This window comes from Halobellus rarus, assembly GCF_024494595.1.
Lineage (GTDB): Archaea > Halobacteriota > Halobacteria > Halobacteriales > Haloferacaceae > Haloquadratum > Haloquadratum rarum.
This window is the reverse complement of record NZ_JANHDI010000007.1, coordinates 78,132-99,888: the sequence shown is the minus strand read 5'-3', so window position 1 is coordinate 99,888 and position 21,757 is coordinate 78,132. Positions and strand designations below refer to the sequence as shown.

General features: G+C 67.3%; 19 protein-coding genes and 3 tRNA genes. 13 read left to right on the top strand and 9 right to left on the bottom strand.

The features are described 5' to 3' along the window. Positions 1-257: 257 nt before the first annotated feature. The gene (locus tag NO876_RS08740; RefSeq protein ID WP_256421303.1) at positions 258-2,405 is read left to right on the top strand and encodes a glycoside hydrolase family 32 protein; all 2,148 of its coding nucleotides are present in this window, start codon (positions 258-260) and stop codon (positions 2,403-2,405) included. Positions 2,406-2,450: 45 nt separating this feature from the next. On the opposite strand, the gene NO876_RS08735 is transcribed toward NO876_RS08740, so the two are convergent. Beyond that, positions 2,451-3,884, bottom strand: coding sequence for a glycoside hydrolase family 68 protein (locus NO876_RS08735; protein ID WP_256421302.1), 1,434 nt, complete (start codon positions 3,882-3,884; stop codon positions 2,451-2,453). Between the two features lie 183 nt (positions 3,885-4,067). Between NO876_RS08735 and NO876_RS08730 the strand changes: the two genes are divergently transcribed. Further along, the gene (locus NO876_RS08730; RefSeq protein ID WP_256421301.1) at positions 4,068-4,547 is read left to right on the top strand and encodes a universal stress protein; all 480 of its coding nucleotides are present in this window, start codon (positions 4,068-4,070) and stop codon (positions 4,545-4,547) included. 52 nt (positions 4,548-4,599) lie between these two features. Here the strand turns inward: NO876_RS08730 and NO876_RS08725 are convergent, their stop codons facing one another. After that, positions 4,600-5,238 (bottom strand): DUF309 domain-containing protein, encoded by a 639-nt coding sequence (locus NO876_RS08725; protein WP_256421300.1) that lies wholly within the window; start codon positions 5,236-5,238, stop codon positions 4,600-4,602. 169 nt (positions 5,239-5,407) lie between these two features. Here NO876_RS08725 and NO876_RS08720 point away from each other — a divergent pair, with 169 nt between their 5' ends. Continuing rightward, entirely contained in the window at positions 5,408-5,635 is a 228-nt protein-coding gene (locus NO876_RS08720; RefSeq protein ID WP_256421299.1) for a DUF7564 family protein, read from the top strand. A 65-nt stretch (positions 5,636-5,700) separates the two neighbouring features. On the opposite strand, the gene NO876_RS08715 is transcribed toward NO876_RS08720, so the two are convergent. Then, positions 5,701-6,708, bottom strand: coding sequence for a YeiH family protein (locus NO876_RS08715; RefSeq protein ID WP_256421298.1), 1,008 nt, complete (start codon positions 6,706-6,708; stop codon positions 5,701-5,703). Positions 6,709-7,068: 360 nt separating this feature from the next. On the opposite strand from NO876_RS08715, the gene NO876_RS08710 reads away from it, so the two are divergent. Next, entirely contained in the window at positions 7,069-8,616 is a 1,548-nt protein-coding gene (locus tag NO876_RS08710; RefSeq protein ID WP_256421297.1) for a right-handed parallel beta-helix repeat-containing protein, read from the top strand. 253 nt (positions 8,617-8,869) lie between these two features. On the opposite strand, the gene NO876_RS08705 is transcribed toward NO876_RS08710, so the two are convergent. After that, positions 8,870-8,942: transfer RNA gene (locus NO876_RS08705), tRNA-Arg, on the bottom strand. A gap of 332 nt (positions 8,943-9,274) precedes the next feature. On the opposite strand from NO876_RS08705, the gene NO876_RS08700 reads away from it, so the two are divergent. From NO876_RS08700 to NO876_RS08680, 5 genes are all read left to right on the top strand, one after another. After that, positions 9,275-10,579: a dicarboxylate/amino acid:cation symporter gene (locus NO876_RS08700; protein WP_256421296.1), complete on the top strand. Its 1,305-nt coding sequence runs from the start codon at positions 9,275-9,277 to the stop codon at positions 10,577-10,579. Between the two features lie 102 nt (positions 10,580-10,681). Continuing rightward, the gene (locus tag NO876_RS08695; RefSeq protein WP_256421295.1) at positions 10,682-11,182 is read left to right on the top strand and encodes a hypothetical protein; all 501 of its coding nucleotides are present in this window, start codon (positions 10,682-10,684) and stop codon (positions 11,180-11,182) included. Between the two features lie 285 nt (positions 11,183-11,467). After that, positions 11,468-12,946 carry a single-stranded DNA binding protein gene (locus NO876_RS08690; RefSeq protein ID WP_256421294.1) on the top strand — a complete coding sequence of 493 codons (1,479 nt, stop codon included), beginning with the start codon at positions 11,468-11,470 and terminating at the stop codon, positions 12,944-12,946. 130 nt (positions 12,947-13,076) lie between these two features. Beyond that, complete coding sequence (locus NO876_RS08685; protein ID WP_256421293.1) at positions 13,077-13,508, top strand: histone; 432 nt, start codon at positions 13,077-13,079, stop codon at positions 13,506-13,508. A gap of 2 nt (positions 13,509-13,510) precedes the next feature. Next, entirely contained in the window at positions 13,511-14,527 is a 1,017-nt protein-coding gene (locus NO876_RS08680; protein WP_256421292.1) for a histone deacetylase family protein, read from the top strand. Positions 14,528-14,640: 113 nt separating this feature from the next. Here NO876_RS08680 and NO876_RS08675 read toward each other — a convergent pair whose 3' ends face one another. From NO876_RS08675 to cca, 4 genes are all read right to left on the bottom strand, one after another. Next, positions 14,641-15,360: a universal stress protein gene (locus NO876_RS08675; RefSeq protein WP_256421291.1), complete on the bottom strand. Its 720-nt coding sequence runs from the start codon at positions 15,358-15,360 to the stop codon at positions 14,641-14,643. Beyond that, positions 15,357-16,076 carry a universal stress protein UspA gene (locus NO876_RS08670; RefSeq protein WP_256421290.1) on the bottom strand — a complete coding sequence of 240 codons (720 nt, stop codon included), beginning with the start codon at positions 16,074-16,076 and terminating at the stop codon, positions 15,357-15,359. The genes NO876_RS08675 and NO876_RS08670 overlap by 4 nt, the downstream gene beginning before the upstream one ends. 72 nt (positions 16,077-16,148) lie before the next feature. Further along, complete coding sequence (locus NO876_RS08665; protein WP_256421289.1) at positions 16,149-17,612, bottom strand: APC family permease; 1,464 nt, start codon at positions 17,610-17,612, stop codon at positions 16,149-16,151. Between the two features lie 76 nt (positions 17,613-17,688). Continuing rightward, positions 17,689-19,083: a CCA tRNA nucleotidyltransferase gene (gene cca, locus NO876_RS08660; protein ID WP_256421288.1), complete on the bottom strand. Its 1,395-nt coding sequence runs from the start codon at positions 19,081-19,083 to the stop codon at positions 17,689-17,691. A gap of 258 nt (positions 19,084-19,341) precedes the next feature. On the opposite strand from cca, the gene NO876_RS08655 reads away from it, so the two are divergent. The 4 genes from NO876_RS08655 to NO876_RS08640 all read left to right on the top strand — a co-directional run bounded on the left by NO876_RS08655 (position 19,342) and on the right by NO876_RS08640 (position 20,634). Then, a tRNA-Asn gene (locus NO876_RS08655) sits at positions 19,342-19,414 on the top strand. Between the two features lie 107 nt (positions 19,415-19,521). After that, positions 19,522-19,596 (top strand) — tRNA-Ile (locus NO876_RS08650). A gap of 158 nt (positions 19,597-19,754) precedes the next feature. Then, entirely contained in the window at positions 19,755-20,447 is a 693-nt protein-coding gene (locus NO876_RS08645; RefSeq protein WP_256421287.1) for a DUF4382 domain-containing protein, read from the top strand. Further along, entirely contained in the window at positions 20,437-20,634 is a 198-nt protein-coding gene (locus tag NO876_RS08640; RefSeq protein WP_256421286.1) for a DUF8029 family protein, read from the top strand. Before NO876_RS08645 ends, NO876_RS08640 begins: the two co-directional genes overlap by 11 nt. Positions 20,635-20,647: 13 nt before the next feature. On the opposite strand, the gene NO876_RS08635 is transcribed toward NO876_RS08640, so the two are convergent. Beyond that, on the bottom strand, positions 20,648-21,475 hold the full coding sequence (locus NO876_RS08635; protein WP_256421285.1) for a ZIP family metal transporter: 828 nt from the start codon (positions 21,473-21,475) through the stop codon (positions 20,648-20,650). Positions 21,476-21,757: the final 282 nt, after the last annotated feature.

Sequence of the window (21,757 nt, the reverse complement as noted above, 5' to 3'; positions counted from 1 at the left end):
CGGGTCGTGGTGTCTGTTTCGCCGGCGCGCGGAGCGAGCGGCCGCGCACTGCGGTTCGACCGACGAACCGCCTCGTCGGCCCACGCGACTCGCCCCGTCGGCCACGAGCAAAGGGGAGGTGACCGCCGTCGGATCCCCGATCGTCGTCTCCGCTTCCGCCCGTTCCGTATTAACCGTTGTGAGAACTACCCGAGATCGAGTTAATAATTTCCCGCCGGATGGGTTGCGTTTTTATTCGGGGGCGAATTAATCTCGGTATGGTTTCGACGCCGATTCGCGTCGGGTTTCTCGTCGACGGGCGCCCGAGCGACCAACAGGCGGCCGCGCGGGAGTGGGCGAGCGGCCGGTACGACCTCGACGTGATCGGGACCGACGACGTCGCCGCATCGATGTCACACGACGTGATCTGGTGGCACCGCGCCGAGGACCCGAGCGATATCGACGAGGGTGTCGCGGCGGCGCTCGCCGACTACGTGCGCGACGGCGGCGGCCTCCTCCTCGGCCTCCGAGCCGTGAGCGCGGTCGAACCGCTCGGGATCGACCCGGTCGCTCCCGACGCCGTCGGCACGGCGAGCGTGTCGGCTCCGACCGGGTTGCTGTGGCGGTCCGTGTACGACGACCACCCCGCCGTCGAGGGGTTCGGGGGCCTGCGGATTCCGATCGCAGACCACGGGACGGTGCCGTTCGCGCGGTACGAGGCGGTCCTCCCGGCCGAGGGCGAGGTGCTCGCCTCGACCGTCGAGGGCGAACACGACCGCCCCGTGCAGACGTCGGTGGTCGCCTGGCACCACGGCGACGGCGCGGTGCTGGGGGCCAGCACGCTGGCGTTCGGGGCCGATCCGGCCGACGAAATCGCCGCCAACCGCGACCGCGTCGCCGCGGGCTTCGTCGAATCGCTGGCGGCCGGCCCCGACCCGTGGTTCGACCGTCCGGTGGACCGAGGGGGCTTCGAGCGCCTCCGCGCGCGCCTCCGCGACGACCCGCACCGCCCCCGGTTCCATATCTCCCCGCCGGCGAATTGGATCAACGACCCGAACGGCCTCATCGAACACGAGGGGCGGTATCACGTGTTCTACCAGTACAACCCGGCCGGGCCGTACCACCACGCGATCCACTGGGGTCACGCCGTCAGCGACGACCTCGTCCACTGGCGAGACGAGCCGCTCGCGCTCGCGCCCTCGCCCGACGGCCCCGATCGCGACGGCTGCTGGTCGGGCTGTGCGGTCGACGACGACGGAACGCCGACGCTGCTGTACACCGGGGGACGCGGGCGCAAACAGCTCCCGTGTCTGGCGACCGCAACCGACGGGTCGCTCCGGTCGTGGACGAAAGACCCGGCAAATCCGGTCATCGAATCAGCCCCGACCGACGTGGACGTCCTGGAGACCGAACACTGGGAGGCGGAGTTCCGGGACCACAACGTCTGGTACGAGGACGATCAGTGGCACCAGATCATCGGTTCCGGCGTCGCCGACGTCGGCGGCACGGCCTTCCACTACACGTCCGAGGACCTCCGGGACTGGACGTACGAGGGGACGCTGCTCGTCGGCGACGAGGCGGACTCGGGGGCCGTCTGGGAGTGTCCGGAACTGTTGCGGTTGGGTGAGAAGGAGCTGCTACACGTCTCCAACTACGAGGACGTGGTGTACTTCGTCGGCGAGCGCAGCGACGACGGCTTCGAGGTGGAATCGCGGGGGATACTGGATCACGGCGACTTCTACGCCCCGCAGTCGATGGCGGTCGACGACGGCTACCTGACCTGGGGCTGGCTCCCGGAGGCCCGCGACGACGAGGCCCAGTGGGACGCCGGGTGGTCGGGGTCGCTGTCGGTGCCGCGCCGCATCGACGTGGACGACTCGGGCGATCTCAGACAGCGCCCGGCAGATCAACTGAAAGATCTCAGAGAGACACAATACGTCGACTCGGCCGCGATCGACCTCGACGACGAGCGGCGGGAGCTACCGGCGAGCGGTCGAACGCTGGAGCTGACAGCGACGATATCGCTCCGCGACGCCGACGCGGTGACGCTGTCGGTCTTCGAGTCGCCCGACCGGCGGGAGAGAACCGAGATCAGCTACACGGCCGAAAACGAACTGGTCGTCGACCGGGCGAACGCCAGCGAGGACCCCCGGGCCCGGAGCGACGAGCAGCGGATGGGGGTCACGCCGTACGACGAACCGCTGTCGCTGCGGCTGTTCCTCGACGGCTCGGTGATCGAGGCGTTCGTCAACGAGCGTCACTGCCTGACGAGCCGCGTCTATCCCACGCGGGACGACAGCACCGGCCTCGCGGTCGCCGCCCTCGGCGGCCGGGCAGAAGTCGCGGACTTCTCGGTGTGGGAACTGGGCGACGCGTGGTCGCCGTCGGGGGCGCGCGAGCGGCGATCGACACCCGCGACTCGCTAGGGTTCCGGGAGACATCGCGTAGTCGTCGTACGAGCCGAGTTCACCCTATATCGAGTAACCGTCGTACGAGCCGACCAGCTCGGGCCGGGGGTCCCCCCCGTCGGTCGCCGCGCCGTCGCAGTCGAGGTACTCCGACTCCCGGAAATCGCGTCTGGCCGACGGGCCGAGCGGCCCGTCGCCGTCCCCGGGCACGGCCCCGGCGGGATCGTCGACGTCGAAGTCGGGAAGCGGCTCGTTCAGCGTCGGGATGTGCCAGTGATCGAGCGTGCCGAGCACCCGCGTCCGGTCGCCGTCGACCCCGAGTCGGATCGTCGGTCCCAGGGTCCCGCCGAACCGGCGGCGCTGTTCGCGTTCGGAGAGGTGCGCGATCTCGTCGAGGGAGTCGCCGGCGAAGTCGAAGTAGTTGAAGAAGCTCTCGACGAGGATCTCCTCGCGGTGCGGAAAGGCCATCCACGAGTACGCCTGGAAGGGGGCGTTGTGGGGGTTCGTGACGACCAACCCGGAGTCGTTCAGCGGCCGGTACGGACCGCCCAGCGAGTCGGCCACGAAGCCGTAGAGCGCGTCGTACCCTTCGATCCCGGGCGCGAAGGTGTGCATATGGCTCGACACGAAGAGGTAGTACCGCCCCTCCCAGTAGACCACGTGCGGCCGTTCGAGCTCCTGGTTGGTGCAGACGCTCTCGAGGATCGGGGGGCGGAGCTCCCACTCCATCGGATCGCCCGACGGCGACACCGCGACGCCGACGGCGCCGTTGAACTCCTGGCGAGCGGGGTCACCGCCGCAGCGGTCGCTGCCCGCCGGGACCGGCGCGTTGGCCTCGAACAGCAGACAGACCTCGCCCGTCTCGGGGTCCTCGTAGAACCACGGATCGCGGAAGGTGTAGATCATCCCGCGGGACTGCGGTTCGGTCTCGTACCACTCGCCGTCGGGGCGGAGCAGTTCGCGGTGGGTCCACGGACCGTCGATCGAGAGCGACGAGTCGGTAGTCGTGACCTTCCCGCCCGACGCGCCCGCGAGACGCTGCGTGTACGTCAGTTCCGCGGCCCCCTCGGTCCCGGCCGCGGTGTAGTAGAGGTAGACGTCGCCGTCGTCGTACAGCGCCGATCCGGCCCACTGCCGCTGTCCCAGGGCGCCGCCGTCGAACACGGGGCCGCCGTCGTGCCACTGCCGACCGTCGCGCGAGTAGAAGTAGCGGATCCTGGCGACGTCGTGGCGCTTGCCGGGGAGGAGGTCTTTCGGAGCGGTCAGCGAGAACACGACGCGCCAACCGTCGAGGTCCGCCAGGCGGCCGTGACGGTCCCGCAGCAGCCACGTGTCCCAGACGTGGACGTCCTTGGCGGGCGTCGACTCCGGCGGGTAGATGATCGGTGCGACCGTCTCGGGCGTGCGCTCGATCCCGGCGGCCTGCTCGCGACTCCACCGTGAACGCGGCGGGTCGCCGCCGACGTTCGGCTCCCTGTTGGACGGTCGGTTGGGCATCGTCAGAGAGTGAACTCACCTCGAAATAACTCTTTTTACTCGGTTGCAACCCACCGGCTCTCGCCCGTCCGGAAAGACGGCCGGCCGTCTCGACGGGGCGGGTATTTTGTGCCAAATATTAACTCAAATCTAAGTTAAAATCTCAAAAGACTCAAGTAGTCGTGGCTCGTTGGTACAACCAAGATGAGCATGAATACGGTACTGCTTGCGTTCGGCCCGAACGACGAACAGCGAATCGACGAACTCCTCGACACGGCGACCTCGATCGTCGACCCCGACGGTACGATCGTCCTGCTTCACGCCTTCGACCGGAAGCAGTACGACGCGATCGCGGAGAAACTGAACATCGACGACGACGCCGAGAGCACCCCCGACGACATCGCTCGGCGATCGCGGGTCGGCCGCGAGATCGCCGAGCGCCTCGACCGCGCCGGCATCGACTACGTCGTCCGCGGTGCGATCGGCGAGACGAGCGACGCCATCCTCCGACAGAGCGAGCTGGAGGACGCCGACCTCGTCGTCGTCGGCGGTCGCAGTCGCTCGGCTACGGGGAAGGCCCTGTTCGGCTCGACGGCGCAGAAGGTGCTGGTCGAGGCCGACTGCCCGGTGACGTTCGTCAAAGAGCAGTCTGCGACGAAAAAGAAGGCCGCCGCTCCCGCGTAATCGCCCGGGAAAAACCCGCAGATCGGTCTGCGTGGACTGGCTTCTTTGCGGATCAATCGAAGAGCCCCGAGACGTCGGACTCCTCGCTTCGCCGCTGTCCGACGTGTCCGCGGAGCCGTTCGTAGACGAGCGAGCGCCGGTCCCGGTCCGCGGCGAAGGCGAAGAGCATCCCGGCGAAACCGCGCGAGCGCCGCTGCGGCGTCCCCTCGGGAGAGCTGTCCGCTGCCAGCTCCTCGCCGGCGTACCGAACCGCGTCGTCGACGACGCTCGTCTCGAACGACTCGTACTCGGTCGCGAGGAGCGTCACCGCGGTCGCGACTTCCTCGAACGACAGGTCGGTCGGCTCCAGCGTCTCGCCGTCGTATCGTAGCGCGGGCGGCCGACGGCGCTCTGCGAGTTCCGGGTCCGCGGCGAGCCGTCGGAGGTACGCGCGGACCTCGTCGACGTTCACTCGCGAGTCGTCGACGTCCGCGAGGTAGTCCGCCGCGCTCTCGGCCAGCCCGCGCTGCCCGCTCCAGTTGCGTCGGCGGCCGTGGTGGACCGCCGCGGCGTACTGGATGAGCCCGTGGAGCAACCGCTCCTCGGACGTTCCGTCCGCCAGCGCGAGCCACGGCTCCTCCCAGGCCTCGTGAGCGACGTGGTGATCGCCCGCGTTGAACACCGCGATGCCGACTCGAAGCGCCTCCTGCACGCCTCGGAATCGTCTCCGCGCGAGTAAATAGTCGGCGCTCGGACGGCGGGACGGCGTCCGCGACTCCCGAGCGGGAGAACCGCCCCGGCGGTGACGAACTTATCCGGCTGTGGACCCTTCGAACATCCGAACGCACGATGACCGAGATCCCCGCCTCCCCCCGACGACGATGACGCGAGCGCACGTGACCTGCCTCGACTGCGGGACCGAGTTCGTCCGGCCGAACGGCTACGACGGCAACTACTGCCCCGAGTGCCACGAGTCGTGGACGGCCGACGACGACCGCGGTTCGACGGACGGAGCGGAGCCGCGTCGGCTCCGGCGCGGCACGAAGCCATCCGTGCGACGGCTCGACGACGAGGACGCCGACCCCCCGTCGCGGTACGACGAGGAGTGAGCGGCGGGACGACGCCGGCGCTCACCGGGCCAAAGAGGCCGGTTTCGACCGTTCCGGACGGACTCTCAACCGAACGCCAGGAGCGACGCGAGAAGGGAGAGCCCGCTGACGGTGAGAAGCGAGGCCAGGACGACCAGTAGCGGCTGAACACCGGTGTTCCGCAGGTTCCTGATCTCGATGCTCGTCCCGAGTCCGACGAACGCGACGAGAAACAGCCACTGGTAGCCGCGTTCGAGGAGCGATACGACCGCCGGCGGGATCAGTCCGGCGCTGGCGACGGCCGCGACCGCGACGAACCCGAGGACGAACGTGGGGAACTGCTCCCAGAGGGACCGCCAGCTCGCGGCCGCCGAGGTGTCGTCGCTGTCGCGGCGAGCGTAGTAGACGGCGTACAGGACGGCGACGACTCCGATGAACACGTTCCGACCGAGTTTGGTGATCGTCGCCCACTGCCCCGCCTGCTCGGAGTAGGCGAATCCGGCCGCGACGACCGGGCCCGTGCTGACCATACTGATCCCCGACCAGACCCCGAACACGATGTCGGAGAGATCGAGGAGGCGTCCGATCGTCGGGTACGCCGCCAGCGTCACCGCGTCGAACAGGAGAATCGTCGCCACCGCGTACGCGATCTCGTCGGCCTTCGCGCGAACGCCGCTGGAGACGGCGACGATGGCCGAGACGCCGCAGATCGAGTAGCCGGCCGCCAGCAGCGAGCCCAGTCGCTCGGGGATCTCGAACACCTCGCGGGCGACGAGTTCGACGAACACGAGACTGAAGCCGAGAAACCCGACGACGAGCAGCAGGAGGGTCGGCCCGGTCGCCAGCAACTGATCGACCGCGACGCGAGCGCCCATCAGAACGATCCCGAGTTCCAGCCAGCGACTGTGCGTCTCGACGCCGGGTTCGGCCCACTCGGGGACGCCGACAGCGTTGGCCAGCAGGACGCCCAACCCGACCGCCAACAGGAGCCTGTTGACGCCGAGGACCGCCGTCGAAAGGAGATGCGCGAGGACGCCGCCGACGAGGAGTACGAGCAGTCCGGGGAGTACTCGCGGGGCAGCTCGAACAGTCATATATGTGATCTTTCGTGTACAGTCGGATCGATTAGGTGTGCACTACAGTCGCAACGAGATCGGGGGGTCCGCGACCAGCGCAGGGAAATCGGAGACGGGCATCGTAGCAGGTCTGAGTCGACATAGTGCGATTTCCGGTACTGATCTGAGTTCGCGACGGTCAGTGGACCATTCTCGTCCGCCGTCGCCATCTCCCGGATCTATTGTGTCCGAGATAGCGGAAATATTAGAGGCATTCGGCTTCGGCCTGATCGAAAGGCGGTCAGTTCACAGACTGTCGGGCCGAGTCGGTCGCAGTTAGCACTGTATTAGACGTCGTATCGAAGTACTAACAAAAAGAGTTCGTCCGGTACGGGAGATATGACAGATCGACGGGGGGCGACGCGACGCGGCGCGCTCAAGTTCGGGGCTATCGGATCCTTCGGGGCGGTAACCGGACTGATCCCGATGGTCTCGCAGGCCGCGCCCGAGGGCATTCAGAACTGTACGACCATCGACGAACCCGGCGAGTACGAGCTCAAGAACGACATCACGGGAGGCGGAACCCTCGGTCCCGACGACGACGCGTGTATCGCGATTCAAGCGGGCGATGTCACGCTCGACGGGAACGGCTACACGCTCGAAGGAGACGGGGACGGAGTAGGGATCCGGATCGGGATGTACGGGCCGGAATCGACGGTACGAAACCTCACGGTTCGGAATTTCGATCGAGGGATCGCACCGGAGTACGGGTCGGTCGTAGCGATCGATTCCGTGACAGTCGAGGGAAACGTCGAGGGGATAAGGGGCAATTTATCCGACCTCACCTGTACGAACTCGGTCGTTCGGGACAACGACGGGAACGGCATTTACCTCAGTAACGAGACCCTAACCGTCCGAAACTGCGAGATACGCGACAACGGCGGCATTCCAATCGGTATGTGTTGCCGTGGGTCAGTGGTCGTCGAGGCATGTGAGATCGTCGGGAACGGCGGTCCGGTGGGGTTCACAGTAAACCCTGACACGAGAATCGAGGGGAGCGTGATCGCCGGATCCAGCGAGGAGGGAATCGCAACGAGTTACGGCGACGTGCACAACAGCCCCGACGAGCCGGTCCGAATCACGGACTGTTACATCCATGATAACGACGGCCCCGGAATCAGCCACGACAGCGGATATCTCGAAGTGAGACAGTGTACGCTCGCCGGCAATCGGGACGGGTACTACGCGGACGGAATCGAAGTGGGCAGCGCCGTACTCAGATATAACAACGTCGAAAATAACGAGGAGTACGGGGCGTTCTTCCGGAAGGAGTTCGAGAACGAAGTCGACGCGGAATGCAACTACTGGGGGGACGAGAGCGGTCCGAAGCACCAGAATAACCCCCGGAGCGACCCGAAAGGCGAACGCGTAACCGAAAGCATCGACGTTACTCCGTGGTCGGTCGAACGGATCGAAGACGGCGAGGGCGTCTGCATCGGCGGTCAGGAACGGGTCGGCTACATCAGTCTGTCGTCGTTCACGAAGGTGACTGGTGACGACGAGGTTGCCTGTGTGCCTGACGAGGACGGCTGGGGAGACAGTTTCTACATACGGCGAGAAGCCCGAAACGGTTGGAGCGACGAGGGCGTCGTCGTCGACGTCCCGAACTCCTCTCAGTCCTTCCGCGGCTATCTCATCTCGGCCGAGGCGGACACCACCAGTAGCGGAGGGCCGAGCGGCGAGGGTCCCTGGGGAGAGGACTGCAGTAGCTGGCTGTTCGTCAACGAGGCCCAGGAGGTCCAGTTCGACGTCGAACACGACATCCACGACCTGGAGCCGACAGTCGCCCACGAGACCGTTCAGCCCACGAACGGCGACGGCGACGACGTCGGACTTCCGCTCGACCTAGTGCGGACCACGTTCGCACCGTTCGCTGAAGCGGAATAGCAACCCATACGATACTCCGAGACGCAGGCTCCTCGCTCCGCGCGTCGCGTTGCGTCTCGCAGAAACGTCCTGACGGAGTTCCACGCGAGCGGACGCGAGCGTGGAGCAAGTCAGGTCGCGAACGAAGTGAGCGTCCTGACGGAGATTTGAACTCACTCGCATCGCGTCGCGATGCTCGCTGCTCAAATCTCCTTTCGGAGTTTCGCGAGACGCAGACTCCTCGCTTCGCTCGTCGCGTTGCGTCTCGCAGAAACGTCCTGACGGAGATTTGAACTCCGGTCCCTGGCTCCGCAAGCCAAGAGGATAGTCCACTACCCTACCAGGACTCACCTCTTCGTACTGCGGGTTGACTTATGAGGGTTACGATGCGACGGGACCGCGACACCGCACCGCACGGGACCGGTTCACTCGGAACGGGCGCGGAGTCGTGCGGTCCAAGCAGCAATATTTTCTGCCATCCCTGGAGATCCTGTGGTTCGCTCGATCACGCATATCCCGGTGTGAAAGAAAAATATATTTTGTATGTGCGGTTATTATTACAGTGTTTCGTAGGGTAGTCCGATATAATCCGCCAGTGGTGGAATTCTTCCCATCGCAGTTGCCTTCAGAAACTGACGAGACGCGGGAGTCTTTATGAACCGACGGTTTTGACTCGTTTGTGGCACATCTAATTCGTTCCCTCTGGCGACAGTATCGATCCGTGGGGCTCATCTATCGGATCTCCGTCGCCTTCGTTCTCGGCTCCGCAGCGGGTATCGTCTTCGGCGAGCAGATGGCCGTCGTCGCGCCGCTCGGGGACCTGTTTCTCCGACTGCTCAATATGCTCGTCATCCCGATCATCGTCTTCACGCTCCTAACCGGGATCAGACAGCTCTCGCCCGCGCGGCTCGGGCGGATCGGCGGAGCGACTGTCGGCCTGTACGCCGTGACGACGACCATCGCGGGAATCATCGGGCTCGCCGTCGCGAACGTCCTCCAGCCGGGTCGCGGCGTCGAGTTCGCCGGCGGGGAGGCACAGTCGCAGGCCCCGCCGTCGGTCACGGAGGTGCTCCTCGGTCTCGTTCCGAACAATCCGGTGGCGGCGATGGCCGATGGCAACCTCCTCGGGACGGTCTTCTTCGTGATCGTCTTCGGGATCGCGCTCACGTACGTCCGCGCGCGGAAGGAGGAGTACGCCGAGAGCGTCGATTCGGTGTTCGAGGCCTTCGAGGTCGGCGCGGAGGCGATGTTCGTCGTCGTCCGCGGCGTGCTCGAATACGGCGTCGTCGGCGTCTTCGCGCTGATGGCCTCCGGGATCGGCACGGAGGGCATCGGCGTGTTCACCTCGCTCGGCGCGCTCGTGCTGGCTGTCGCGGTCGGGGTCACCGTTCACGTCGTCTTCACGTACCTGTTCCTCCTGATGGGCGTCGTCGTCGGCGTCTCGCCGATCTCGTTCCTCGCGGGCGCGAAGGACGCGATGCTGACCGCGTTCGCGACGCGCTCCTCCAGCGGGACGCTGCCCGTGACGATGCGGAACGCCGAGGAGGACCTGCGGATCGAAGAGCGCGTCTACTCGTTCGCGCTGCCGGTCGGCGCGACGGCGAACATGGACGGCGCGGCCATCTGGCAGGCGATCACGGTGATGTTCGCCGCCAACGTCGTCGGCCAGCCGCTGGCGCTCACGGAGCAGGCGTTCGTCCTGCTGGTCGCCGTCCTCATCAGCATCGGCACCGCGGGCGTCCCCGGGGCGGGCATCGTGATGCTCACGGTCATCCTGACGCAGGTCGGCCTCCCGCTGGAGGTCGTCGGCTTCGTGGCCGGCGTCGATCCGATTCTGGGCCGGATCGCCACGATGAACAACGTCACCGGGGACCTCGCAGTCTCCACCGTCGTCGGCAAGTGGAACGACGCGGTCGACTTCGACGGGGGAGTGTGGACGCGCGGAAGAGAGCGCCTCGGTGGCGTCGTCCCAGGTGACGACTGAGCCCCGTCGACGCAGTCTCGACGCCGCCGGTACGGCCGGATGGGACAAGGAATCGTTTGAATCTCCGGCACCTCTTTTGGATCACCCGTCGTACCGGGAGGTATGCGCCGCCGAACCGTCCTGTCCGGCCTCGTCGTCGCCCTCCCGCTCGCACTCGCCGGCTGTACCGGTGGGTCCCCGCCGAGCGATTCGAACGGAGCAGACACCACCGACGAGCCGAGCGAGACGGACACGCCAGATGACGACACGGTGACCCCGGGACGAATCTCCGCGAATCTCGTACCGCGCGAGGCGTGTCCGAACCCGGGCGAGGCGACGGTCAGCCTCGGCGACGGGACGGTCTCGGTCGTCGGCTGCGTCGTCGGCAAGAACGGCTGTACCGTCCCGCGGTTGCAGGAGGTCGACTACGACCAGGGAACCGAGGAACTCACCGTCGTCGTCGCGTCCGTCGAAGAGCGCGAGGAAGACGAAGCCTGCACGGAGGCGCTGGTGAACCTCGGGTACGAGGTCGATATCGAGACCGCCGGGATCGAGCCGGTCAGCGTGCGAGTCGTCCACGACGACGTCGACGGCCGCCGGACCGTCGTCGACGTGACGAAGTGAGCGGCCGACGCGCGCGTCGGACGCCGGGGACGAACGTTCTTATACGAAGCCGACCCCACACCCGCCGTGCCAGGAACCGACGATCGAATCGAGAGACAGCGGCGGGGGACGGGTGCCGAGTCGCGCGGGAGGGCGACCAGCCGCGACCGAGTCGGCACCGCCGACAAGACAACGCTTAAGCGGCGGCCTGCCTTGGCTGTGGATATGTCTGTGGCCGTAGCCGCTCGAACCGCGGGTTTCGCGCTCGGACCCGACGGCCGTCGCCGCGACGGAGGTGTCGCGTAGATGGGTGCGATCGAAGAGGTGTACGACGACCTCGACACCGACGTCGACTTCGAGGAGTTCGAGGCCGCCGTCGAGGACAAGGTCGAACAGATGGGCGGCCTCGCCGACGAGGAGACCGCGGCGATGCTCATCGCCCACGAACTCCGCGACGAGGAGGTCGAGGGCGTCGCCGACGTCGCGCCGGGGATGAACGACGTGAAGTTCCTCGCGAAGGTGATGAGCATCGGCGAGCTCCGGACGTTCGAGCGCGACGGCGAGGACGAGGACGGGAAAGTCGTCAACGTCGACGTCGCCGACGAGTCCGGACGGATCCGCATCACGATGTGGGACGGGATGGCCGAGGACGCCGTCGAACGGCTCGAAACCGGCCAGACGCTCCGCGTGGCCGGCCGGCCGAAAGACGGCTACAACGGCATCGAGGTCGACGTCGACAAGGTCGAACCCGCGCCGGACGCCGAAGTCGACGTGCAGGCCCGCGACTCCTATCGCGTCGAGGACCTCGCGCTCGGCCTCTCCGACGTGAACCTCGAGGGCCGCGTCCTGAGTACCGACAGCGTGCGGACGTTCGACCGCGACGACGGCTCCGAGGGGCGGGTGTCGAACCTGACGCTCGGCGATCCGACCGGGCGGATCCGAGTGACGCTGTGGGACGAGAAGGCCGACCTCGCGACCGAGTTCGACGCCGGCGAATCGGTGGAAGTCGTCGACGGGTACGTCCGCGAGCGCGACGGGACGCTCGAACTCCACGTGGGCAACCGCGGGGCCGTGGACGCGATCGACGAGGAGATCGAGTACGTCCCCGACACCCGCGACATCGACTCGCTGGAGATCGGCGAGACCGTCGACATCGCCGGCGGCGTCATCGAGACCGACCCGAAGCGGACGTTCGACCGCGACGACGGCTCCGAGGGTCAGGTCCGAAACGTGCGAGTGAAAGACGACACCGGCGACATCCGCGTCGCGCTGTGGGGCGACAAGGCCGATCTCGACATCGACCTCGCGGACTACGTCGTCTTCACCGACGTGGAGATCCAGGACGGCTGGCAGGACGACCGCGAGGCGTCCGCCGGGTGGCAGTCGACGGTCAGCGTGATGGACGACGCCCCGGAGGACGCCACCGACACCGACACGGGGGCGGCGCAGTCGACGGGGCTCGGCGCGTTCGAGGCGAGCGGCTCGGCGGGAACGAGCGATGCTGGGCCCGACTCCGCCACGTCCGCCCCCGGGGGCGCAGCCAGCGACGGCGGCCCCGCCACGGCGGCCGTGGCTGAGCGTCCCGACGGGTCCGAGGGTGACGGCGAGACCGAGACGTTCACCGGAACGGTCGTCCAGGCCGGGAGCCCCGTCGTCCTCGACGACGGGAGCGAGACGCGGAGCGTCGAGACCGACGAGTCGCTGCGGCTCGGCGAGAAGGTGACGGTGAGCGGCCCCGTCGCCGACGGGACGATCGCCGCCGAAGACGTCGAGCGGTCGGGCTGAACGCGCGGTCGCCGCACCGCGTCCGGACGGGTCGCTCCGATCGAGAGCCGCTGCGCCGCCGAGAGCGTCGAAGGCGGACGGAGCGGCCTACGGAAAGGATTATACGCCGGTCGAACACGATATAGTGGTAATGAGTGTCGAGTTGCCGTTCGCCCCCGTGGACGCGATCATTCGACGGAGAGCCGGCGACCTCCGGGTCAGCTCCGGGGCCGCAGAGGAGCTCGCTCGCCGCGTTCAGGCGCACGGGGCGGCGCTCGCCGTCGACGCCGCCGAGCGAGCGGCCGCAGACGATCGGAAGACGCTGATGGCCGAGGACTTCGACGTCCAGCAGGTCGTGAGCCGCCGCGACCTCGAACTGCCGATCGCGCCGATCGACCGCATCGCCCGCCTCCGGATCGACGACCGCTTCCGCGTCTCGATGGACGCCAGGATCGCGCTGGCGGACATCCTCGAGGACTACGCCGACAACGTCGCGAGCGCGGCCGCGACGCTCGCGCGGCACGCGGACCGTCGGACCGTCCAGGCCGAAGACATCGAGACGTACTTCGCCCTCTTCGAGTAGCGATGCAGTTCGGCTACAGCGAGACCTGTCTCGCACACGACACCGGCGAACGGCACCCGGAGACGGCCGACCGGCTGCGGGCGATCCGTCGCGCGCTCGCGAAGCGGCACGGGATCTCCTACGTCGAGGCCGACCCGTCCGACGAGGAGTCCGTCGCCTCGGTCCACGACGACGAGTACGTCGAAGAGATCCGCGAGTTCTGTCGGGACGGCGGCGGCAACTGGGACCCCGACACCGTCGCCTCCGAGGACACCTGGGAGGCCGCGACCGCTTCGGCGGGCCTCGCACAGTGGGCCGCGCGGGAGGCCGCAGACGGCGCGGACGGCCGCGACACGCCCTTCTCGATCGGTCGCCCGCCCGGACATCACGCGGTCGCCGACGACGCGATGGGATTCTGCTTCATCAACAACGCCGCCGTCGCCGCACAGACCCTCCTCGACGACCCCGACGCCGACGTCGAGCGCGCGGTCATCTTCGACTGGGACGTCCACCACGGCAACGGCACGCAGGACATCTTCTACGAGCAGGGCGACGTCCTCTACGCGTCGGCCCACGAGGACGGGCTCTACCCCGGGACCGGCGATATCGAGGAGACCGGAGCGGGAGACGGTGAGGGGACGACGCTGAACGTGCCGCTGTCGGCCGGCGCGGGCGACGAGGACTACCTCCTCGCGGTCGACGAACTGCTCCGCCCCGTCGTCGAACGGTTCGATCCGGACCTCTTCGTCGTCAGCGCCGGATTCGACGCCCACCGGCACGACCCGATCTCTCGGATGCGCGTCTCGACGGAGGGGTACGCACTGCTGGCGGACCGCGTCCGCTCGATCGCCGACGACGTCGACGCGGGACTGGCGTTCGTCCTCGAAGGCGGGTACGGCCTCGACACGCTCTCGGAGGGCGTCGCGACCGTCCACGAGACTTTCGACGGCCGGACGCCGATGGAGCCCGATAACGAACCCAGCGAGTCCACGGAGCAGCTCGTCGAGGACGTCCGCCGGGCACACGATCTCGACGACTGAGGACGTCCGCCGCCGTCCGCCGCTGGAGGCAGCGACGCTTCGATCCGCGCGCCGACCCCGCCGACGGTTCGGACCGAGCACTCGGCGACGTGCGCTCGTAGAGCCGATCGCTGTCAGGCGTCGGTATCGCGGACGACGAGCACCGGTGACTCGGACCGTTTGATCACCTGCGTCGGGACGTCGCCCAGGATCTGCTCTATCAGCGACGGTTTCGTCTCGCCGATGACGAGGACGTCGTGGTTCCTCGCGGCGTCGACGATGTCGTCGACCGGCGATTCGCTCTCGACCGTGGCGGTCGCGATCCGGTCGTCGTCGACTCCCGCGTCGGTCAGGCGGTCGAACGCCCCCTCCAACAGTGTCTGCCCGACGGTGGGATCCTCGTCACCCGCCGGTGCGGCGTGGAACAGCGTGACCGACGCCTCGCTCTCCGCCAACAGGGTGGCGACGATCGAGAGGATCCGATCGAGGTTCACGTCGCCGCGGACGGGTACGAACACCCGTTCGACGACCCGAACGTCTCGAGGGACGACGATAACCGACGCGCCGTACTCCTCTGCGACGCGGTCGACCGTCTCCGACCGATCGCGCGTGAACACGACCAGCGTCTCGACGTCGCTCCCGTCGGGGAAGTGCGACGCCACGTTCTCGATACGCTCGACGGCTTCCCCCTCGTGTTCGTCCCGCATCTGTTCCGGGGCGACCTGATCGGGGACGGGATACCACCCGACCAGCACGACCCGCGCCGGTCGGAGCAGATCGAGCAGATCCGGATCGGGCCGCTCGTCGGTCGAGACGTCGACCGGAACCAGAACGGTGGGGGCGAACTCGTTCATCGGTTCCTCTCCTTCCGGACGACCAGCACCGGTCGGCCGGTGGTGTCGTGGACGCGGTTCGGCAGGTCGCCGATGACGCGCTCGCGGATGCCGGGCTCGTGTTCGCCCATCACGACGAAGTCGTGCGAATCCGCCAGGTCGAGGAGGTCTCTCTCCTGTGTCTCGGCGGTCGGCTCCTCCCAGGATATCGACTCGCGGGGGAGCCCCTGTTCGACCAGCCAGTCGGTCGCTCCCCGGAGGTAGAGTTCCGACCTGGCGCTGCCCCGCTCGACGCTGTCGGCGTGAAACAGCGTCACTTCGAGGTCGTTGGCCTCCATAACGAGCCTGATCACTTCGAGGACGCGGAACATGTTCTGTTCGTCCTTCAGCGACACGAGCACGCGGGATAGCGTCGCGGCTTCGCCGGGGACGAGCACGGCATCGCAGTCGTACTCGTTGGCGACGCGATCGGTCGTCTGGACGCGATCGCGGGTGAACACCAGCACCGATTCGAGGTCGACTCCGGCGTCGGCGAACCGTCGGGCGCACGCCTCTAAGGCGTCGGTGGCGTCCTGTTCGTGCGCGTCCCGAATCTGTTGCGGCGCTGTCTGATCGGGCACGGGATGGTATCCGAGGAGGACGATGCGGAGGGGGTGCACCGCCCCGATCAGGTCCAGCGCCGGTTCGTCCGGGTCCGATACGTCGATCGGAACGAGTATGGTTGGATTCTCGATCATATGCCATCACCGCTGCGCGTCGGCGTCCGAACCGCCGTTTCGATCGCGGGGGACGTGGTCGGCCGATGGCGATCAGACATCAGTACCACGCTCCTGAGTCGTCGCACCGTCGTCGGTCGAGAGGTCGAAATCGACCTCGACCTCGACTTCGACGTCCGGCGGCGAGCGATACCGGGCCAGCGCGCTCGTGTCCTCGACGCGCTTTCGGACGTACGCGAGGTACCAGACGACGCCGGCGACGACCAGCGCGCCGGCCAGCAGTATCTGCTGGAGGTCCATAAAACCGATCAGCCCGAACGACAGGAGCGCCCCGAGCACCGGTACCACGGGGTAGCCCGGAACCTCGAACCCGGGGTCGTAGCCCATCGCCTCGGTCTCGCGCATCGCGATGAGCGAGACGTTCAGCAGCCCGTACACGAGGAGGTGGAGGACGCTCCCGGCCTTCGCGAGCGCGTTGACTCGCCCGGCGACGATGAACACCAGGATGAGCGCCCCAGTCAGCGCGATCGAGCGGTACGGCGTGTTGAACCGGTCGTGGATCGCCGACAGTCGTTGGTCCATCAGGCCGTCTCGACCCATCGCGTAGTTGATGCGAGACGCCGACAGCACCGACGCGTTCGCCGACGAGGCCGTCGCCAGCAGCCCGCCGAACGTCAACAGCCCGACGCCGACGACTCCGATCCCGAACCCGCCGAAGACCGCTCGCGCGCCGACGGCGATCGCGGTCCCCTCGCCGGCGACCCGGTCCAGCGGGACGACGCCGAGGAGGACGAGCATCGACACCGCGTAGATCACCGTCACGAGCAGGACGCTACCGACCATCGCCCGCGGGAGGTTCGTCGAGGGCTCTTTGATCTCGCCGGCGACGGTCGCCACCTGCGCGAATCCCAGGTACGACACGAACACCAGTGCGGTCGTGGGGAGGATCGCACTCGGACCCGTCGCCTGCGGAAAGAACGGCGTCAGTTCCGCGAATCGGACCTGCGTCGCGCCCAGCGCCATAAACAGTCCGAGGATCGCCAACAGGACGATCACGATGACGTTCTGGAGGTCACCCGTGCCGTCCGTACTGAGGTAGTTGACGGCGATGAACGCGCTGGTGGCGACGACCCCACCGATCTGTGCGCCGCTCAGCGGGACCGCGGCGACGATCCCGAGGTTCAGGTTCAGACCGGCCGCCAGCGGAGCGACGTAGTTCCCGAACCCGACGGCGTAGAACGCCGTCGCGAACGCCAGCCCGAGCCAGTTACCCAGTCCGGCGATCGAGCCGAAGAGCGGTCCCAGACCCTTGTTGATGAAGTGATACGGACCGCCCGACGCCGGCATCGCCGTCGCGAGTTCGCTGGCCGAGAGTGCGGTCAGCATCGCGATGCCACCGGCGATCACGAACGCCGCCGCCGACGCCGGGCCGGCCAAGGCCGCCGCCGATCCCGGAAGGACGAAGATGCCGGCACCGACCATCGTCCCCACGCCGATCATCGACGCCTCCGTCAGTCCGAGCGTTCGTTCGAGTTGCGTCTCCGTCTCCGAGGCCATTACGGTGCCACACGTGATCCACCATCAAAATGTTTGGATTCGTCGTCGCACGACCGGCGTGCGTCCGCCGAGGCGGTCACGGCCGGGGATCGAAATACGCCGCCAGCGCCGCGCCGAACTCCTCTGACAGCGTCGCGACCGCGTCGCCGGCGAGAACCTCGTAGCCGGTTTCCAGTCGCGGTTCGATCTGGGCCCCGAGACCGACTCCGAGCAGGGCCTCCGATTCGAGGAACGCCACGGCGTCGGTGAACTCCCTGTCCCGCTCGATGACGTACCGGTCACCCTCGACGAACGGACCGTAGGTGTCGGGCGGGGCGTCGTCTCCCGGAGCGGCGTCCGCCGGTTCGTCCGCGTACGCCTCGCAGAACCCCTCGGCGTGCGCCCGAACGTGCACGGGCGGCCCGTCGTGGCGTTCGATCGCCGGGAGGGTTCGGTGGGCGAGTTCGACGAACAGGACGGCGCGGTCGTCGGCGAACGTCGTCGCCCGAATCGGCTCGAAGCCCCGGCGGTCGAGTTCGTCGCGGACGCCCGACAGCGACTTCCGGAGCTGGGGGTACAACTGGTCGTCGACGAGGTCCGGGGCGTCGAAGACGACCGCGACGGGCGTCGTCCCGCGGCGATCCAGGTGCGCTCGGACGGCATCGGAGCCGATCGGCTCCGGCGTCCGGACCTCGAAGAGATCCTCGCTCGGAGCCGAACGGAATTCGCGAGCGTAGTGCTGGAGCCGAGCGACGTTCTCCGCGGCGCAGACCGCCGCGACGTTCCGCGCGGGATCCGTCGGATCGACCATCACGAGCGGGTCGTCGTGCGATCTCGTCCCGTGGTCCTCGGGGTCGAAGACGATCGGCGGGTGCCAGTCGGCCGCGGCCGACAGGAGGGCCTCCACGTCGCCGTGTTCGAGGACGAGCAGTTCCGAGAGGTAGCCCGAGAACCCCTCGGTCTTCAGGTTGCTGCCGTAGACGCCGATCCCCTTCAGGAACTGCTTGAAGACGCGCATCTCGCCGGCGAGGTCGGCGTCGATCCGTTCGCGCAGGTAGGCGTTGTGGTGCGGTGTCCGGTCGACCGCCGACTGGAGGGCGGAGCCGTCGCCGACGTCGTAGCAGGGCACGAGATCGACGTCGAAGCCCTCGAACTCGCCGGTGACGTAGGGGTGTTCGGCGTACTCCTCGTGACCCTCGGGCAGGACGGCGTTGCCGATTTCGAGCCCGTAGCGTTCCAGCGTCTCGCGGTCGAGATCTGCCGGGAACCGCACGAAGAGGTCGATGTCACGGTCGCCGGCGAGCCAGGTCCCGCGGGCGGTCGATCCCACTTGGACGACGTCGGCGTCGACCGAGAGATCCGAGAGCTCGGCTTCGATCCGCGCGGTGAGCGTCGAAACCGCGGACCGCATCGCCTCGCGTTCGCCCGCGTCGGGGGTGACGCGCTCGCGGACCCGCTCTATCACCCGGCGTCTCTCGTCGGCGTCGGCCATCGTTGTCACGGCTTCGAGAGGGTCCGGCGAAAGGGTGTCGATGCGGGCGGGTCGGAGAGGCGTCGGTGCGGGCGGAGCGAGGCGGCGTCGGTGCGGGCGGAGCGAGGCGGCGTCGGTGCGGGCGGAGCGAGGCGGCATCGGTGCGGGCAGAGCGAGGCGGCGTCGGTGCAGTCCCCGTGTCCGTACCTCGCATCCGTGCGGTGAAAACGAAAGCCCTATCATACTACCTCGGTGTACGTTCGTGTGCAGGCACACCGAGCCGTCGTAGCTCAGTTGGTAGAGCACCTCGCTGTTAACGAGGTGGTCCCAGGTTCGAGCCCTGGCGACGGCGTCACTTCCGCTCGACGTCGACCCGGGAGCGGCCGCTTTGCCCTTCGTCCCGCGCTGTCGCCAGCCAACGACACGTCTAAGGGGGAGACCGGGAAACGGTAGACCGTCGGGCCCTTAGCTCAGTCTGGTCAGAGCGCTCGGCTCATAACCGGGTGGTCAGGGGTTCGAACCCCCTAGGGCCCATCTCGAAACTAATCGCTTTTGAGCCGACGGCATCCCCAATAAAGCCGAGTTTGAAATCGTTAAAACACCGAAAATAGCCTTCAACGGCGGAAAATCGGGGGTATTCCGGGTCATAGAGTCTCCGAACTAAGTGGTAGCCGATCCAGGAACGAGACACGATGAACCGACAGAAACCGACGACCGATCTGAACAGACGGACGTACCTCAAGGCAGCAGGAATCGCGGCAGCGGGAACGGTCGGGCTGGCGGGGTGTGCCGGAACCGCATCGGCGACCGGAACGCTCGCCACGCAGGTGACGGATCAACCCGGCGACATCGCCGACTTCGAGTCGTGCGTGGTCGCGATTCAGGGAATTTGGCTCAAGCCGAGCGAGGGCGACAGCGACGCCGACACCGACACCGCGGGCACCGAAGCGGACGATAGCGGAACCGACAGCGAGCGGACCGAAGCCGACGGCACAGGGGAACAGACCGAAGCGGACGTCGACGAGAGCGACAGCCGGGAGTACCACGAGTTCGAGGAACCGCAAGAAGCGGACCTCGTGGAGCTACAGAACGGAAACACACAGCTGATCGACGAGCGCGAACTCGACGTCGGGACCTACGAGTTCCTGCAACTCGACGTGACGGACGTAGAAGGGGTGCTCGACGGCGGTGACGAGGCCGAGGTCGACACGCCCGGGAGCGCCCCCCTGCAGTTCAAAGAGCCCTTCGAGATCCGCGAGGACCAGGTGACGACTTTCACGGGGGACTTCACGCCCGTTCGTCGGGGCCGGACCGATCGGTACCTGCTCCAGCCGGTCGCGAGCGGTACCCAGGTCGAATACGGCTCTGGAGACGATGGGACCTAGTACCGCGTTGTTGTTCGGCGGTCAGCTCACTTCCCTCCCCGGGATCGTCGGGACCCTGCTCGTCCTGCTGCTCGTGATCGTGGTGGGGCGCATCGTGCTGGCGCTCGCCTGGCGCGTCGTCCTCGTCGCCCTCGCCGTCAGCCTCGTGCTGTGGCTGCTGGGCGCGGTGGGGCTCGGACCGATCTAAGCTGACGTGGGACTCACCCCAGCGAGATGTCGAGATACAGCATCACGACGACGCCGATAATCGTTCCGAGCGTCGCGATCCGCTCGTTGCCGCCGGTGTGCGTCTCGGGGACGATCTCGTCGCTGATGACGAACAGCATCGCGCCGGCGGCGAAGCCCATCGCGTAGGGGAGTAAGACGGAGACGGTCTGGACCGCGTAGGCACCGAGGACGGCCAGCGGAATCTCCACGATCCCCGAGCGAATGCCGGTGAAGACGGCGTAGGCGCGGCGGTTGAGCCCGGCGTTGACGGCCGCGACCGACACCGCGAGCCCCTCGGGGATGTTCTGGATGCCGATCGCGAGCATCAGCGGAATCGCACTCGCGACGTCGCCGCTGCCGAATCCGACGCCGACGGCGAGTCCCTCGGGCATATTGTGGATCGTGATCGCGAAGATGAAGAGCACGACCGGAACGAGCCGTTCGTCGTCGAGCGGGAGCGCGTCGCTCGGGTTCGCCGCGTCGGAGCGCCGCCGTCCGGTCAGGAGGTAGTGGACGTGCGGGACGAGGCCGTCGGATCGATCCAGGAAGAGCGCGCCGAGGAGGACGCCGACGAGAGTCGGGATCGGGTTCCCGTTCGAGTAGATCTCGATTCCCGGAATGATGAGGCTCGTGAAACTGGCCGCGAGCATCACGCCCGCGGCGAAGCCCAGCGCGCCGTCGAGCGCGCGCTCGGAGGGATCCCGCCAGACCAACACCAGGGACGCCCCGAAGAGGTTCATCCCGGCGATGACGAATCCCCCGACGAGGGCGTGGACGATCGGATTCGGACCGAACCACTCGACGAACAGGTCGGCGATCACGTCGTCGCCTCCGGGTCGGTCCGACGAGACCGAGTGGTGGGAGCGATCGTCGACCGTCGACGGCGACCGCCCCGCGTGACGTAGCCGTCGTCCGGGTCCCGGCGTCTCGAACAGTCGATCACAGCAGGGGACTCATCGCGGAACGCCTTATATTATCGGTCGGATGACCCGGTCGTGTTTAGTTACGGACGAAGAGTGAGGCGGTATGGTTCTGTGCTGGTCTATGCAAAAATCAACCCTCTGAGAGGATGTGGGGACTGGATTGATTGGGACCTCCTGGAG

Coding starts and splice junctions, on each gene's coding strand:
- NO876_RS08740 (WP_256421303.1), top strand. CDS start 258: ATGGTTTCGACGCCGATTCGCGTCGGGTTTCTCGTCGACGGGCGCCCG.
- NO876_RS08735 (WP_256421302.1), bottom strand. CDS start 3,884: ATGCCCAACCGACCGTCCAACAGGGAGCCGAACGTCGGCGGCGACCCG.
- NO876_RS08730 (WP_256421301.1), top strand. CDS start 4,068: ATGAGCATGAATACGGTACTGCTTGCGTTCGGCCCGAACGACGAACAG.
- NO876_RS08720 (WP_256421299.1), top strand. CDS start 5,408: ATGACGCGAGCGCACGTGACCTGCCTCGACTGCGGGACCGAGTTCGTC.
- NO876_RS08715 (WP_256421298.1), bottom strand. CDS start 6,708: ATGACTGTTCGAGCTGCCCCGCGAGTACTCCCCGGACTGCTCGTACTC.
- NO876_RS08710 (WP_256421297.1), top strand. CDS start 7,069: ATGACAGATCGACGGGGGGCGACGCGACGCGGCGCGCTCAAGTTCGGG.
- NO876_RS08695 (WP_256421295.1), top strand. CDS start 10,682: ATGCGCCGCCGAACCGTCCTGTCCGGCCTCGTCGTCGCCCTCCCGCTC.
- NO876_RS08690 (WP_256421294.1), top strand. CDS start 11,468: ATGGGTGCGATCGAAGAGGTGTACGACGACCTCGACACCGACGTCGAC.
- NO876_RS08685 (WP_256421293.1), top strand. CDS start 13,077: ATGAGTGTCGAGTTGCCGTTCGCCCCCGTGGACGCGATCATTCGACGG.
- NO876_RS08680 (WP_256421292.1), top strand. CDS start 13,511: ATGCAGTTCGGCTACAGCGAGACCTGTCTCGCACACGACACCGGCGAA.
- NO876_RS08675 (WP_256421291.1), bottom strand. CDS start 15,360: ATGAACGAGTTCGCCCCCACCGTTCTGGTTCCGGTCGACGTCTCGACC.
- NO876_RS08670 (WP_256421290.1), bottom strand. CDS start 16,076: ATGATCGAGAATCCAACCATACTCGTTCCGATCGACGTATCGGACCCG.
- NO876_RS08665 (WP_256421289.1), bottom strand. CDS start 17,612: ATGGCCTCGGAGACGGAGACGCAACTCGAACGAACGCTCGGACTGACG.
- cca (WP_256421288.1), bottom strand. CDS start 19,083: ATGGCCGACGCCGACGAGAGACGCCGGGTGATAGAGCGGGTCCGCGAG.
- NO876_RS08645 (WP_256421287.1), top strand. CDS start 19,755: ATGAACCGACAGAAACCGACGACCGATCTGAACAGACGGACGTACCTC.
- NO876_RS08640 (WP_256421286.1), top strand. CDS start 20,437: ATGGGACCTAGTACCGCGTTGTTGTTCGGCGGTCAGCTCACTTCCCTC.